This window comes from Metapseudomonas resinovorans DSM 21078 (assembly GCF_000423545.1).
Lineage (GTDB): Bacteria > Pseudomonadota > Gammaproteobacteria > Pseudomonadales > Pseudomonadaceae > Metapseudomonas > Metapseudomonas resinovorans.
In genome coordinates this window covers 69,679-83,319 of record NZ_AUIE01000015.1, presented here as the reverse complement: position 1 = coordinate 83,319, position 13,641 = coordinate 69,679, and the positions used below count along the sequence as shown (strand labels likewise).

The following is a 13,641-nucleotide window of genomic DNA, read 5'->3' as shown; positions in this document are numbered from 1 at the left end:
ATCCCATGTCCCGACGCCTGATTATCGACCTGGCCTGCCTGGCCACCTTCGCGCTGATGCCCCTGGTGGCAGCGCTGTTCGACGAACCCTTCCTGGTCAGCCTGTTCACGCGCCTGGCCATCTACGGCATGGCCGCCGCCAGCCTGGACCTGCTGATCGGCTACGGCGCCCTGGTCAGCTTCGGCCACGCGGCCTTCTTCGGCCTGGGCGGCTACGTGGTTGGCATCATCGCCTTCCACAGTTCGCAGGCGATGCCGCTGTGGGGCTGGGAAGGCAGCAACAGCGCGCTCATCGTCTGGCCGCTGGCCCTGCTCTGCTGTGCCCTGCTCGGCCTGGTGATGGGCTACCTGTCGCTGCGCACCAGCGGCGTGCAGTTCATCATGATCACCCTGGCCTTCAGCCAGATGCTCTACTTCATCCTCGGTTCGCTGTCCCTCTACGGCGGTGACGACGGCATCCTGATGAACGAGCGCAACAGCCTGCCCGGCCTCGACCTGAACGACGCCAACGCGTTCTATTACCTCTGCGTGGCCCTGCTGGTGGCCTGGCTGTTGTTCTGCCGGCGCCTGGTGGACTCGCGCTTCGGCTTCATCCTGCGCGGCCTCAAGCAGAGCGAGCGACGCACCATCAGCCTTGGCCTGAAACCCCTGCGCTATCGCCTCACCACCTTCGTCATCGCCGGCCTCGGCGCGGGCCTGGCCGGCGTGCTCTGGGCCAACTACGCGCTGTTCGTCAGCCCCGATATGGGCGCCTGGCAGAAGTCCGGCGAGCTGATGGCCATGGTCATCCTCGGCGGCGTCGGCACCCTCCTCGGCCCTGTGCTGGGCGCGGCCGTCTACCTCGGCCTGGAACAGCTGTTGAGCCTGTGGACCGAACACTGGCTGCTGATCTTCGGCCCCCTGCTGCTGCTGGTGGTGCTGTTCGGCCGCCAGGGCATCTACGGCCTGCTGATGGCCGGCCAGCGGCCGCGCAAGGTCTCCGCCAAGTCCGCCCCTGTCGCTACCACCCGCGAGGTGCACCCATGAGCGCGCAACTGTCCATCCGTGGCCTGGAAAAGGCCTTCGGTGCAGTGAAAGCCACCAACGGCGCCAACCTGGAGCTGGCCGCTGGCGAGCTGCACGCGATCATCGGCCCCAACGGCGCCGGCAAGTCGACGCTGATTTCGCAGATCGCCGGGGAAATCCGACCGGACAAGGGCCAGATCCTCTTCGCCGGCCAGGACATCACCGAGGTGCCGGCCCATGAGCGACCACGCCTGGGCCTGGCCCGCTCCTTCCAGGTCAGCCAGCTCTACCCGGACTTCAGCCTGCTGGAGAATGTCGCGGTGGCCATCGCCGCCCGCGAAGGCAAGAGTTTCGGTATGTGGAACCCGCTGTCCCGCGACCGCAGCCTGTTGGACCCGGCCCTGGGCTACCTGGAGCAGGTGGGCCTCGGCCGCCGCGCCCAGGACCTGGTGAGCGAGCTGTCCCACGGCGAACGCCGCCAGCTGGAACTGGCCCTGGCGCTGGCCCAGGAGGCGTCGGTGCTGCTGCTGGACGAACCCATGGCCGGGATGGGTGCGGAAGAATCCGCGCGCATGACCGAGCTGCTCCAGTCGCTCAAGGGCCGCTACGCCATCCTGCTGGTGGAGCACGACATGGATGCCGTGTTCGCCCTGGCCGACCGCATCACCGTACTGGTCTACGGCCAGACCATCCTCACCGGCACCGTCGAAGAAGTCCGCAGCAACGCGCAGGTCCGCGCCGCCTACCTGGGGGAAGAACATGCTTGAAGTCAGTGGATTGCAGGCCGGCTACGGCCTGAGCCAGGTGCTGTTCGACATGCACCTGAGCATCGAACAGGGTCAGGTGGTCTCGCTGATCGGCCGCAACGGCATGGGCAAGACCACCACCGTGAAATCCATCATGGGCCTGCTCAAGCCCAGTGCCGGCAGTATCCGCATACACGGCCAGGAGATGCGCGGCGCCTTGCCCTACCGCATCGCCCAGGCGGGTCTCGGCCTGGTGCCGGAGGGCCGCCGCGCCTTCGGCAGCCTGAGCGTGAAGGAGAACCTGCTGGCCACCGCCACCAAGGGCGGCAAGTGGGACCTGGCGCGCATCTACGCGCTGTTCCCGCGTCTGGAAGAGCGCCAAGAGCAACTGTCGAAGACCCTCTCCGGCGGCGAGCAACAGATGCTGGTGGTGGGCCGCGCGCTGATGACCAGCCCGCAGTTGCTGATCCTCGACGAAGCCACCGAAGGCCTGGCCCCGGTGATCCGCGAGACCATCTGGAACTGCCTGGCCACCCTCAAGGCCGAGGGCGAAACCATCCTGGTCATCGACAAGAACCTCAAGGAGATGGCGCGGGTGGTCGATCGCCACCACATCATCGAGAAGGGCCGACAGGTCTGGCAGGGCACGCCGGATCAGCTCGCCGCGACACCGGAGTTGTCGCACCGATACCTGGGCGTCTAGCGCGCCCTTGAATCCGGCCCGTAGTCACGACGGGCCGGACACCCCGACGCAACCCGCCCTCCATCGGCCCCCTCAAAGGCCGGCGGCGGACGGTTGCGCCCAGAAAACCAGAAGAAGAAGAGCCTTGCGATGATCTACAAGTCCCGTGCGTTCCCGATCCTTTTGAGCACCCTCCCGCTTTCCGCCCTGGCTGCAGAATCCGGCTTCATCGCGGATTCCACCGCCACCCTGCAACTGCGCAACTACTACTTCAGCCGCGACTTCTCCGACATCGTCGGGCCGAACCAGCAGTCCAGGGCCGAGGAATGGGCCCAGGGTTTCATCCTCAACTTCAAGTCCGGCTATACGCCAGGCCCGGTGGGCTTCGGCCTCGACGCCATCGGCACCCTCGGCATCAAGCTCGACAGCAGCCCCGACCGGGTCAACACCGGCCTGCTGCCGGTGCAGGAGGATGGCGAGGCCGCTGACGACTACAGCCGCCTGGGCGTGGCCGGCAAGATGCGCGTGTCGAAGACCGAGCTGAAAGTCGGCGAGCTGCAACCCAACCTGCCGGTACTGATGTTCAGCGACATCCGCCTGCTGCCGCCCAGCTACCAGGGCGCCAGCATCACTTCCAATGAGATCGCCGGCCTGACCCTGCAGGGCGGCCACCTGACCGGCACCAGCCTGCGCAACGAAGCCGGCGACGACAAGATCCAGGCCCAGATCGGCTACCAACCGCAGCGCCAGGCCTCCAGCGATGCCTTCAACTACGCGGGCGCCGATTACGCCTTCAACGACAAGCGCACCACGGTCGGTGCCTGGTATGCGCAGCTGGAAGACATCTATGACCAGCGCCTGGTCAGCCTCAAGCACGCCGAGCCCGTGGGCGACTGGGTGCTGGGCGCGAACCTCGGCTTCTACGACTCCGCCGAAGACGGCAAGCAACTGATCGGCGACGTCGACAACCAGGCCTTCTACTCCCTGCTCTCGGCCAAGCGCGGCGGCCACACCTTCTTCGTCGGCTACCAGGGCATGTACGGCGACCAGGGCTTCCCCAAGGTGTTCGCCAACATCACGCCGCTGGGCAACGAAGTGCCGACCTACGAGTTCGCTTCGGCGGACGAACGCTCCTGGCAGGTGCGCCATGACTACGACTTCGCTGCCCTCGGCATCCCCGGCCTGACCACCACGGTGCGCTACATCAAGGGCGACAACGTGGATACCGGCAAAGGCTTCGAAGGCAAGGACTGGGAGCGCGACCTGGATATCGGCTACGTGATCCAGAGCGGCTCGCTCAAGGGCCTGGGCGTGCGCATCCGCAATGTCACCGCACGTTCCAACTACCGCACCGACATCGACGAGAACCGCCTGATCCTCAACTACACCCTGGCGCTGTTCTAGGTTTTGTACGAAAAATCGTCGAGCGAAGGTCAGGCAAGGCGCAACGACCATCGGGAGTAGCAGCCGAAGGCTGGCCCTCAATGCCTCCATCGAAGCGGCACGCGCCGGCGAGCAGGGTCGCGGATTCGCTGTGGTGGCGGATGAAGTACGCAACCTCGCCCGCCGCGCCAACGAAGCCAGCGAACAGATCAGGGAGATTGTCGGCGGCCTGCAGCACGCCTCGGAGAACGCCCGCACGGGCCTGGCCCAGGTGGATGGCTCGACCCGCTCCGGCCTGGAGAAATCCGTCATCGCCCTGCAGGCTCTGGCAGAGATGAAGACCGTGGCCACCACACGCTACGAAATCGTCCAGCGCATCATGCAGCGGCTGGACGAGAAGCAGCGGATCACCGGGCAGTTGCGGGCGTTGCTGGGCTGATCACCACTGCTTCTCTTGTAGGGGCGAAATCATTCGCCCCTACAGGCTCACCCATTCAGGCCCATCAGTTCGCACACCGCCCGATACAGCGGCGTCTCCGGCTGGCCCAGCTCCAGCACCACATCGAAGTGGTTCTTGCCGGGTGCGGCCACGAAGCGACCTGGCAGCCCCCGCGCGGTCCAGGTGTCGAGGAAGTCGTGGGACTGGCGAGCGAACTCCGCCGTCTCCAGCGCCCCGTAGCTGATCACCAGCTCGGCGCCTCGCGTGGGCAGGTGGAAGGCCGGGCTGTTGTGCCGTGCCGCCACCTCGTCCATTCCCATCCAGCCGTTGATATGTGTCTCCAGCAGCGGACGCAGGTCGAACAACCCGCTGATCGGCAGCGCGCCGCGCAGCACGCTGTCTGGCGCACCGTAGCGCCCGTGCCAGCCTCCAGCCAGCAACATTCCGGTCAGGTGTCCGCCCGCCGAACTGCCGCTCGCATACAGGCGCTGTGGGTCACCGCCGAACTCGGCGATATGCCGATGCAGCCAGACCAGCGCTCGGCGGGTCTGGTCGACTATGTGATCGAGGGTCACGGCAGGCGCCAGGTCGTAATCCAGCACCACCACGCACGCGCCGGCGGCGGTCAGGGCCGGCGCCATGAAGGCGGAGTCCGCCTTGGACAAGGCTCGCCAGTAACCGCCGTGGATGAACAGCAGCACCGGGGCATCCGGCTGTTCGGCGGGGAAGATATCCAGCCGCTCGCCCGCACCCGGTCCGTAGGCAACATCCTTGAAACAGCGCAGGCCGGCATGGGCCTCGTCACTCAGCGCGCGGTACTGGCGCGGGTACTGGTCGAAGTCCTCGACGCTGGCACGAGCGTTGTATTGCACGTCGTAGTAGGCGGCCAGTTCGGCCGGATCGCTGGGGCGGGTCATGGGCACCTCCGATGGTTGTCCAGCGATTAGGCGGCATCCCGAGGAGGGGCGAAATCCGGAAAGTCGGGGATGGTTATCCGGGGAGTTGGAGTAGTCATTCGTGGCAAGACCGAGCGCGGGTCCATGACCCTCACCCCAGAGGGGGTTTTCCGTGCAGGATTGGTAGTGAGTGCCCGACGCAAGTCACCCCGGAAATCCGCGAAGAACTATAAAAAAGCCGGCCAAACGGCCGGCTCAAATGGCGGAGGAACCAGCCTCCCCCACCAATTCGGTGACTCAGGCTTCGGCGCGTACGCGGTCGCGGATCGCTTCCTGTTCCGGAGTCAAAGCGGGTTGCAGCTCGAAGTTGAACTCGATCTCGGCGAAGCGATCCTTGGCGCCACGGGCAGCGGCGGCAGCGGCGTCTTCGGTGAAGCGCACTTCACCCACCAGGCCGTCGCGGGTGGCGTAGGCGAAGTCGTCCCACAGGTACTCGTCGCCGGACAGGTTGATCTGGGTGGTCAGGTGGCGATAACCCGGCGCGGAGATGAAGAAGTGGATGTGCGCCGGACGATTGCCGTGGCGGCCCAGCAGGTTCAGCACTTCCTGGGTGGTGCCATCGGGCGGGCAGCCGTAGCCGGACGGCACGATGCTGCGGGCGCGGTAGCGGCCCTCACTGTCGGTGACGATGCGGCGGCGCAGGTTGTAGTCCGACTGGGTGGTGTCGAAGTAGGAGTAGGTGCCCTTGGTGTTGGCGTGCCACAGGTCGACTACCGCGCCGGCGATGGGCTGGCCTTCGGTATCGAGTACGCGGCCTTCGAGGAACATTACGGTGCCCGGGTCGGTGCCGTCGTCCATGCGGGTTTCGCCTTCGGACAGCGGCGCGCCGGCCACGTACAGCGGGCCTTCGATGGTGCGCGGGGTGCCGCCGGACAGACCGGCCTGTTCGTCCTGGGCATCCAGCAGCAGGTCGAGGTAGTGCTCAAGACCCAGGCCAGCCACCAGCAGGCCGGCTTCACCGCGAGCGCCCATGCGGTTGAAGTAGTCCACCGCCTTCCAGAATTCCTCGGTGGTGACTTCCAGGTCTTCGATGATCTTGACGGTGTCGACCAGGATGCGGTTGACCAGCTTCTTCATGCGCTGGTTGCCCTGATCGTTGTTGAAGCCGCTGGCTTCCTGGAAGAACTTCTGAACGCTTTCGGTGCTGGACAGTTTGATAGTCATGGCTATTTCCTCATCTTGTTGTTATCGGCGCGAAACGATCAGCGATCGTCTTCGTGAATCGACGATGGGTGGCGGCAGAGGCCGTCCACCTCGATCTCCATGTAGGGGAACAACGGCAGCTGCATCAGGGTGTCGTGAAGCTCCTCGACGCTGGCGAGGTCGAAGACGCTGTAGTTGGCGTAGTGACCGGCGATACGCCAAAGGTGACGCCACTTGCCCTCGCGCTGCAGGCGCTGGGCCAGTTCTTTCTCATCGGCCTTGAGCTTGGCGGCCTTGGCCGGGTCCATGTCGACCGGTAGCTTCACAGTCATTTTTACGTGGAACAGCATGGGATCGGACTCCTGTTTACTTGCGGCGGAAGAACGCCAGGCGCTCTTCGTCCAGGGCGAGGCCAAGGCCGGGGGTACGCGGCACGTGCAACTGGAAGTCACGGTAGACCGGTGCTTCGCTGACGATTTCCTCGGTCAGCAGCAGCGGGCCGAACAGCTCGGTGTGCCAGGTCAGTTGCTTGAGGGTAACGAACGCGTGGGCCGACGCCAGGGTGCCGATGGAGCCTTCCAGCATGGTGCCGCCGTACAGGGCGATACCGGCCGCTTCGGCGATCTGCGCGGTGCGCAGCACGGCGCGCGGGCCACCGTTCTTGGCGATCTTCAGGGCGAAGATGCTGGCGGCGCCGTCGGCGGCCAGGCTGAAGGCGTCTTCGACACTTTCGATGGATTCGTCAGCCATGATCGGCGCCGGGCTACGCTGGTTCAGGCGCACCTGGCCGGACCGGTTGATGCGCGAGATGGGCTGCTCGATCAGGTCGATGCCGTTGTCGCCAAGGATGCGGCAGGCACGCAGGGCGACGGATTCGTCCCAGGCCTGGTTCACGTCGACGCGCACGCTGGCGTTGTCGCCCAGGGCCTGTTTGATGGCGATTACGTGCTTGAGGTCGCGGTTCACTTCGCCGGCGCCGATCTTCAGCTTGAAGATGCGGTGACGGCGGATTTCCAGCATGTGCTCGGCTTCGGCGATGTCTTTGGCGGTGTCGCCGCTGGCCAGGGTCCAGGCCACTTCCAGGCCATCCCGTACACGGCCGCCGAGCAGTTCGCTCACCGGCAGGCCGAGGCGCTTGCCCTGGGCGTCCAGCAGTGCGCTTTCCAGGCCGGACTTGGCGAAGGTGTTGCCCTTGGCGGCCTTGTCCAGGCGCAGCATGGCGGCGTTGATGTTGCAGGCGTCCTGGCCGATCAGCAGCGGCGCGAGGTGGCTGTCGATGTTCTGCTTGATGCTTTCGGGGCTCTCGTTGCCGTACGCCAGGCCACCGATGGTGGTGGACTCGCCAAGGCCTTCGACACCATCGGAGCAACGCAGGCGGATCACCACCAGCGTCTGGTTCTGCATGGTGTGCATGGCCAGCTTGTGCGGGCGGATGGTCGGCAGGTCGACGATGATCGCCTCGACGCTTTCGATCAGAACTTGGCTCACTTCAATACCCATCAGGTTCGTTTCATCTGGTCCCGATAGTGGCCGCGACAAATCGCGAGGTCCAATATAGAGTTTGTCTAGCTCGATACCTCCAGGGTATCGAACAACCTGAAACGCAACCGCCCCGGAGTCACCATGGAGCTTCGTCACCTGCGCTACTTCCAGGCGCTCGCCGAAACCCTCAACTTCACCCGCGCCGCAGAACGCCTGCACATTGCGCAACCTCCACTGAGCCGGCAGATCCAGCAGCTCGAAGAGGAGCTGGGCGTGGCCCTGCTGGAGCGTGGCAGACCTCTGCGCCTGACCGAAGCGGGGCGCTTTTTCCATGAACATTCCAGCACCCTTCTCGAGCAGCTGACAAAGGTCTGTGACAATACCCGCCGCATTGGGTCGGGCGAAAAAGCCTGGCTCGGCATCGGCTTCGCGCCCTCCACGCTCTACGGTGTGCTGCCGGACCTGATCCGCCGCCTGCGCAGCGACGCCGGGCTGGAACTGGGCCTGTCGGAGATGACCACCCTGCAGCAGGTGGACTCGCTCAAGGCCGGGCGCATCGACGTGGGCTTCGGCCGCATCCACATCAACGACCCCGCCATCCAGCAGCAGGTGCTGACCCTGGACCCGCTGGTGGCCGCCCTGCCCGCCGGGCATCCGTTGTTGCCCGGCCCCGTGAGCCTGACCGACCTGGCCCAGGAACCTTTCGTGCTCTATCCGGGCAACCCCAGGCCGAGCTATGCCGACCACGTGCTCGCGCTGTTCGCCGCCTACGGCCTGCAGATCGAGGTGGCGCAGTGGACCAACGAACTGCAGACCGCCATCGGCCTGGTGGCTGCCGGCATCGGCATCACCCTGGTGCCGGCCTCGGTGCAGGTGCTGCACCGCGCCGATATCGGCTACGCCACCCTGCAGGAAGCCCAGGCCACCTCCCCCATCATCATCAGCCGTCGCGTGGGCGATGCCTCGCCGGCGCTGACCCATTGCCTCGCGCTGATCGAGGAACTGTCTGAAGGGCATATCGGCGCGTGAGCATGCAGGGGGCGATTCGTAGGATGGCGTAGAGCGGAGCGAAACCCATCATTCCGAAGCGATGGATTTCGTGCCTCAACCCATCCTACGGTTCTGAGCAGGCGGCAGAACCTGCTGGTGCCTCGCCCCCCCACAACAAGAAAAAAAGGCCCGCAAAGGAGTGGAACGGGCCGAGGTAAAGCTAAAAAGGTTTCACATCCCGCCCTACTGCAACGGCGAGAACTTCGCCGGCAGGTAGGCGGTGGAGTGCATCTCGCGCAGCTGTGGCCCGGAGTTCTCCGGCGGCCAGACACCGTCCTCGACGGCTCGCGTGCGGACATCCAGCCGCTGCTCCAGGGTCGCGTAGGGCCAGATGTGCAGGTAGCGCGGCGTGCGTCCGTCGGTGGCGTAGAAGGCCGCGTAGACCTGTGAATAACTTGCTCCGGTGCGCGGCCCGACAGCCTTTTTCCAGCCTTCCAGGGTGGGAGCCAGGCCGGAGGGAATCAGGTTGTATTCCCGCAGTTCGTAGAAGGGGCCGTGGGCGCCCGGCGCGAGGGGTTCGAGGAAGGGGAACAGGCTGTAGTTCTCCACCTTCATGTCGAGCATGAATTCCTCGATACCGAATGCATCCCGCGCCAGCAGGTAGCGCTCGCGCTCGGCCTGGCGGGCCTGTTCGTCGCTGAAGCCGCGCAACACGGCGACCTGGTTAAGGGGCCCGATTTCCGAAGCCCAGCAGCCGACCAGGGTGCAGCCCGGCAGCGCTTCGGCCAGGGTGGATTCCAGGCGTGCCAGGGCCGTGGCCGGGGTGCGCACCCGCAGGGTGAACGTGATGAGTTCGTAGAGTCGCATGGGAGTCTCTTCGCCTTGGCCGAAAGCGGGGCCGGCCTTCATCGGCCGGCCCCATGCGGCTCAGAACTTGAAGGTGTAGGTGGTGATCAGGCGGTTCTCCTGGTAGTCCGGGCCCGAGGCGCCGCCATTGCCATAGCGGGTCTTGACGTCGATGTTGCGCCACTCGACGCCGACGCCCTTGAGCGGGCCGCTCTGCACCACGTAGCTGAGGAAGAAGTTGCGTTCGCTCTCGACGTTCTGGTCCAGGGCGTTGTTGCCACGGTCGATGCCGGTGCCGCGCAGGTAGCGGGTCATCAGCTTGAGGCCGGGCACGCCGTAGGCGGCGAAGTCGAGGTCGTAGCGCAACTGCCAGGAGCTTTCATTGGGCTTGACGAAACCGACGGTGGACCAGTTCACCAGGTAGGGCTGCGGCGCGTAGCCGTTCAGGGTCGGGAAGGTGCTCTCGCCGAGCATGCGCTGGTAGCCGACGCCGATGGCGTGAGCGCCCTTGCGCAAGGTGGTCATGGCACCGTAGGACTGGTTATCGATGTCGCCGTAGAGCGCCTTGCCGTCTTCGCTGTTGTCGAAGTAGCGCAGGTCGGTCTTCAGGCCGTAACCGCTACCCAGGTCGGCGTTGTGGGTCAGGCCGGCGTAGTGCTGCTGGTAGATGTCTTCGAGCTGGCCATAGAAGTAGGTGGCGGAAAGGCTCGGATTGAAGGCGTAGGTGGCACCGCCGAAGTTCAGCCCATCACTGGTGCGACGCGGGCCATTGGGGCCGGTGAACAGGTACATCTTTTCGCGGTTGGACGACTCGCGGCTGCTGATCTCGGTGAAGCGGCCGGCGGTGAAGGTCAGCTTGTCCAGTTCACGGGATTCGAGCAGGAAGCCGTGGTAAGTGGTGATCAACTGACGGCTGTCGTCGTAGAAGGCAACCGGCAGCATCGGGCGGTGCTCGCCGACCTTCAGCTCGGTCTTGGAATAGCGCATCTTGCCAGTCAGTGCGGCGCGGCCGTAATCACGCGCCTGCTCACCCTTGCTGTCGTCGTAGGGAATGATGCTATCCGGGCCGCGTCCACCGCCGCCGTCCAGGCGATAGGCATATTGCCCGGAAAGGTCCAGCCCGAATTGCAACGGGCCTTCGGTATATCCGGAGATAGCGCGAAAATCAAAACCCTGGGTCCAACTACCGATTCGTGACTGCGGGGCATTGTCCTGTTTGAAGTCACGGTCGATATAGAAGTTACGCAGTCCGAGACTGATCTGCCGATCCTTCACGAAGTCCGCCTGGGCGGACATCGGCACGAGCATTCCCATCAGGCCTGCGGCAGCTACGCCGCTGGCCAGCCAGCTTTTCTGAAACATGGACGTGATCCTTTATTACATGTGCACGCAAAGCACATTGAGTGGGAGCAGATTAATTAGCTAAAGAGCAACTCAGGCAGTTAATCCGCAGTGTTGTTTTTATGACCACTTACTGCAAAAAGGCGTAGCAAGGCCCGTTACCCGAATATGTACGGGCGCCCTCGATTTCTAGTTATGGGTACAACTCAAAACTTGGCGAAGGAAACTCGCCAGGTAATCCGGAGAAACTCCGGAATTCTTTCATTGGTGGGCTTCAGCCCACCGCCACCGACGGCTCAGCACGCCGAGCGCGAGGCATCTCCCAGGCGGTGGTAGGCGCGGTTGAAATACACCAGGCCTTCCTGGCTCTTGCCGTGGCGAATGCCCAGCACTTCGCAGTAGAAAATGGTGTGGGAACCCACCTCATGGGCTTGGGCGATGCGGCAGTCGAAGCTCACCAGGGCGTCGTCCAGCAGCGGCGAACCGCTATCCAGGGTGCTCCAACTGGCGCGGGCAAAGCGCTCGTCGGGGCTCAGTTCGCGGTTGGCGAACACGGCGGAGATGTCCTTCAACTCGGCGGTCAGCACGTTCACGCTGAGCACGCCGTTCTGCTTGAAATGGCCATTGGCGAACGAGGAGCGGTTCATGCACACCAGCAGCGTCGGCGGCTGGTCGGTGACGCTGCACACTGCCGAAGCGGTGAAGCCGAAGCGGCCTGCGGCACCGTCGGTGGTGATGACTGAAACGGCGCCGCCCAGCAGCGCCATGGCATTACGGAATCCAGTGGTATCGACCATGGTCTTGCCCCTCTGCTGTCAGATGTCCAGCACCAGTTTTTGTGACTTGGCCCGCGAGCAGCAGACCAGGATCTGGTCGTTGGCGGCCTTCTCTTCATCGGTCAGGTAGACGTCGCGGTGGTCCGGCTCCCCTTCCAGCACGTCGCACAGGCAAGTACCGCAAACGCCCTGCTCGCAGGAAATCTCGATCTTGATGCCGACGCCGGCCAGCGCGTCGACGATGCTCTGGCCCTCGGCAACCTGCACGGTCTTGCCACTGCGCTCGGCGACCACTTCGAAGCTGTCGCCGCTGGCGTCCACTTCAACCTGGAAGTACTCGCGGTGGATGTGATCGTCGGCGTAACCGGCCTTGCCGGCTTCGGCAATCACCCAGTCCATGAACCCGGCCGGGCCGCAGACATAGACGTGAACGTCGTCGGCCGGCTTACCCAGCACGGCGGGCAGATCGAGCTTCTGCGCGGCGTCTTCGTCGTCGAAGTGGGTGTGCACGCAGGCCGCGAAGTCGGCGTTTTCCAGCTCATCGAGGAAGGCGGTACGGCTGCGCGAGCGACCGCAGTAGTGCAGCTCGAAGGCACTGTCCTGCGCGGCCAGTTCGTGGGCCATGGCGATCATCGGGGTGATGCCGATGCCGCCGCCAATCAGGATCGAGCGGCTGGCGTCGGCAGCCAGCGGGAAGAGGTTGCGCGGTGCGCCGATGGCCACCTCGCTGCCTTCCTGCAGCAACTCGTGGACCGCTACCGAACCGCCACGGGAAGCCGGGTCACGCAGCACGCCGAGGCGGTAGACGGAGGCATTTGCCGGATCGCCGCAGAGGGAGTACTGGCGCACCAGGCCGGGCTTGAGGTGGATATCCACATGGGCGCCGGCCTCGAACGCCGGCAGGGGTTTGCCCGACGGGTCGGCGAGGTCGAGGATCACTACGCCCTCGCCCTGTTCCACCCGCTTGCGGACCACCAGATTCAACACTTGCTCACTCATACCGGCCTTCCCGCACCTTCGAGGTGCTGCTTGTTCTCGTTGTTACCCACCGCACTGCACGCACGGCATTGCTTTGTCGCTTCGCGCACTTAGCGCATGAACAGTCCACCGTTCACATCCCAGGTCGCCCCGGTGGTGAAATAGGCTTCAGGACGCGCCAGTTGCACCACCAGGTCGCCGAGGAAATCCGCATCGCCCAGACGCTTGACCGGGATATTGGCCAGCAGCCCTTCCATGCGCTCGGCCGGCACCGCTGCGCGCACGGCAGGCGATTCGATAGGCCCGGGCGCGATGGCGTTGACGGTCACTCCATTGGCCGCCAGCTCCTTGGCGAAGATCTTGGTCAGGGTGACGATGGCGCCCTTGGACGCGGCGTAGTGCGCGCCCGTGGCGGTGCCGCCGTTCTGCCCGGCCAGGGAAGCCATGTTGACGATCCGCCCGTAGCCGGCTGCGGCCATGTGCGCGCCAAACACCTGGCAGCCGACGAAGACACTGCGGGTATTGAGGCTCAGGACGCGGTCGAACTCTTCGGGGCTGATCTGCATGACCGGCGTCGTCATGGTCATGGCGGCGTTGTTCACCACCACGTGCAGCGCACCGAAGCGTTCCAGGGTCGCCGCCAGTGCCGACTCGAAGTCGGCCTTGCTGGCCACGTCGAGCTTCAGCGCCAGGCTGCGTTCGCCGCTGGGGTCGAGCCGGTCGGCAGCGGCGTGAGCACGCTCCAGCGACAGGTCGGTGATCACCACCGCGTAACCGGCGGCGAACAGGCGGCTGGCGATGGCGAGGCCGAGACCTTGCGCCGCGCCGGTAACCAGGGCTACTTGGCTCATGACGCGCTCCCGAGGGTCTGTTCA

15 protein-coding genes are annotated in these 13,641 nt (G+C 64.9%); 6 read left to right on the top strand and 9 right to left on the bottom strand.

The features are described 5' to 3' along the window. The first annotated feature begins 5 nt into the window (after positions 1 to 5). The 5 genes from G559_RS0113875 (at position 6) to G559_RS28970 (ending at position 4,254) form a co-directional block, all read left to right on the top strand. A complete protein-coding gene (locus G559_RS0113875; RefSeq protein WP_028628798.1) occupies positions 6 to 1,025 on the top strand; it encodes a branched-chain amino acid ABC transporter permease in 1,020 nt (339 codons plus the stop codon). Next, entirely contained in the window at positions 1,022 to 1,771 is a 750-nt protein-coding gene (locus G559_RS0113870) for an ABC transporter ATP-binding protein (protein ID WP_028628797.1), read from the top strand. Before G559_RS0113875 ends, G559_RS0113870 begins: the two co-directional genes overlap by 4 nt. Next, a complete protein-coding gene (locus tag G559_RS0113865) occupies positions 1,764 to 2,453 on the top strand; it encodes an ABC transporter ATP-binding protein (protein WP_028628796.1) in 690 nt (229 codons plus the stop codon). The genes G559_RS0113870 and G559_RS0113865 overlap by 8 nt, the downstream gene beginning before the upstream one ends. 129 nt (positions 2,454 to 2,582) lie before the next feature. Then, a complete protein-coding gene (locus tag G559_RS0113860) occupies positions 2,583 to 3,836 on the top strand; it encodes an OprD family porin (RefSeq protein ID WP_028628795.1) in 1,254 nt (417 codons plus the stop codon). Positions 3,837 to 3,885: 49 nt separating this feature from the next. Beyond that, complete coding sequence (locus G559_RS28970; protein WP_276325060.1) at positions 3,886 to 4,254, top strand: methyl-accepting chemotaxis protein; 369 nt, start codon at positions 3,886 to 3,888, stop codon at positions 4,252 to 4,254. A gap of 47 nt (positions 4,255 to 4,301) precedes the next feature. Here G559_RS28970 and G559_RS0113850 read toward each other — a convergent pair whose 3' ends face one another. The 4 genes from G559_RS0113850 to G559_RS0113835 all read right to left on the bottom strand — a co-directional run bounded on the left by G559_RS0113850 (position 4,302) and on the right by G559_RS0113835 (position 7,841). Then, positions 4,302 to 5,171 (bottom strand): alpha/beta hydrolase, encoded by an 870-nt coding sequence (locus G559_RS0113850; protein ID WP_155945723.1) that lies wholly within the window; start codon positions 5,169 to 5,171, stop codon positions 4,302 to 4,304. Between the two features lie 276 nt (positions 5,172 to 5,447). After that, entirely contained in the window at positions 5,448 to 6,374 is a 927-nt protein-coding gene (gene catA, locus G559_RS0113845; RefSeq protein WP_028628793.1) for a catechol 1,2-dioxygenase, read from the bottom strand. 38 nt (positions 6,375 to 6,412) lie between these two features. Beyond that, a complete protein-coding gene (gene catC, locus G559_RS0113840; protein WP_028628792.1) occupies positions 6,413 to 6,703 on the bottom strand; it encodes a muconolactone Delta-isomerase in 291 nt (96 codons plus the stop codon). 16 nt (positions 6,704 to 6,719) lie between these two features. Continuing rightward, on the bottom strand, positions 6,720 to 7,841 hold the full coding sequence (locus G559_RS0113835) for a muconate cycloisomerase family protein (RefSeq protein WP_028628791.1): 1,122 nt from the start codon (positions 7,839 to 7,841) through the stop codon (positions 6,720 to 6,722). 135 nt (positions 7,842 to 7,976) lie between these two features. Here G559_RS0113835 and G559_RS0113830 point away from each other — a divergent pair, with 135 nt between their 5' ends. Beyond that, on the top strand, positions 7,977 to 8,864 hold the full coding sequence (locus tag G559_RS0113830) for a LysR family transcriptional regulator (protein WP_028628790.1): 888 nt from the start codon (positions 7,977 to 7,979) through the stop codon (positions 8,862 to 8,864). A gap of 204 nt (positions 8,865 to 9,068) precedes the next feature. On the opposite strand, the gene G559_RS0113825 is transcribed toward G559_RS0113830, so the two are convergent. From G559_RS0113825 to G559_RS0113805, 5 genes are all read right to left on the bottom strand, one after another. Further along, a complete protein-coding gene (locus G559_RS0113825; RefSeq protein ID WP_028628789.1) occupies positions 9,069 to 9,692 on the bottom strand; it encodes an NIPSNAP family protein in 624 nt (207 codons plus the stop codon). Between the two features lie 60 nt (positions 9,693 to 9,752). Further along, positions 9,753 to 11,033 carry an OprD family porin gene (locus tag G559_RS0113820; protein WP_028628788.1) on the bottom strand — a complete coding sequence of 427 codons (1,281 nt, stop codon included), beginning with the start codon at positions 11,031 to 11,033 and terminating at the stop codon, positions 9,753 to 9,755. Between the two features lie 275 nt (positions 11,034 to 11,308). Further along, positions 11,309 to 11,809, bottom strand: a complete 501-nt coding sequence (locus tag G559_RS0113815) for a flavin reductase (protein ID WP_028628787.1) — start codon at positions 11,807 to 11,809, stop codon at positions 11,309 to 11,311. Positions 11,810 to 11,827: 18 nt separating this feature from the next. Beyond that, the gene (locus G559_RS0113810; RefSeq protein ID WP_028628786.1) at positions 11,828 to 12,787 is read right to left on the bottom strand and encodes a PDR/VanB family oxidoreductase; all 960 of its coding nucleotides are present in this window, start codon (positions 12,785 to 12,787) and stop codon (positions 11,828 to 11,830) included. 89 nt (positions 12,788 to 12,876) lie between these two features. Beyond that, positions 12,877 to 13,617 (bottom strand): SDR family NAD(P)-dependent oxidoreductase, encoded by a 741-nt coding sequence (locus G559_RS0113805; RefSeq protein ID WP_028628785.1) that lies wholly within the window; start codon positions 13,615 to 13,617, stop codon positions 12,877 to 12,879. Positions 13,618 to 13,641: the final 24 nt, after the last annotated feature.

Bases quoted from the DNA above. Each gene is read 5' to 3' on its own strand.
- G559_RS0113875 (WP_028628798.1), top strand. From the start codon at position 6: ATGTCCCGACGCCTGATTATCGACCTGGCCTGCCTGGCCACCTTCGCG.
- G559_RS0113870 (WP_028628797.1), top strand. From the start codon at position 1,022: ATGAGCGCGCAACTGTCCATCCGTGGCCTGGAAAAGGCCTTCGGTGCA.
- G559_RS0113865 (WP_028628796.1), top strand. From the start codon at position 1,764: ATGCTTGAAGTCAGTGGATTGCAGGCCGGCTACGGCCTGAGCCAGGTG.
- G559_RS0113860 (WP_028628795.1), top strand. From the start codon at position 2,583: ATGATCTACAAGTCCCGTGCGTTCCCGATCCTTTTGAGCACCCTCCCG.
- G559_RS0113850 (WP_155945723.1), bottom strand. From the start codon at position 5,171: ATGACCCGCCCCAGCGATCCGGCCGAACTGGCCGCCTACTACGACGTG.
- catA (WP_028628793.1), bottom strand. From the start codon at position 6,374: ATGACTATCAAACTGTCCAGCACCGAAAGCGTTCAGAAGTTCTTCCAG.
- catC (WP_028628792.1), bottom strand. From the start codon at position 6,703: ATGCTGTTCCACGTAAAAATGACTGTGAAGCTACCGGTCGACATGGAC.
- G559_RS0113830 (WP_028628790.1), top strand. From the start codon at position 7,977: ATGGAGCTTCGTCACCTGCGCTACTTCCAGGCGCTCGCCGAAACCCTC.
- G559_RS0113825 (WP_028628789.1), bottom strand. From the start codon at position 9,692: ATGCGACTCTACGAACTCATCACGTTCACCCTGCGGGTGCGCACCCCG.
- G559_RS0113820 (WP_028628788.1), bottom strand. From the start codon at position 11,033: ATGTTTCAGAAAAGCTGGCTGGCCAGCGGCGTAGCTGCCGCAGGCCTG.
- G559_RS0113815 (WP_028628787.1), bottom strand. From the start codon at position 11,809: ATGGTCGATACCACTGGATTCCGTAATGCCATGGCGCTGCTGGGCGGC.
- G559_RS0113810 (WP_028628786.1), bottom strand. From the start codon at position 12,787: ATGAGTGAGCAAGTGTTGAATCTGGTGGTCCGCAAGCGGGTGGAACAG.
- G559_RS0113805 (WP_028628785.1), bottom strand. From the start codon at position 13,617: ATGAGCCAAGTAGCCCTGGTTACCGGCGCGGCGCAAGGTCTCGGCCTC.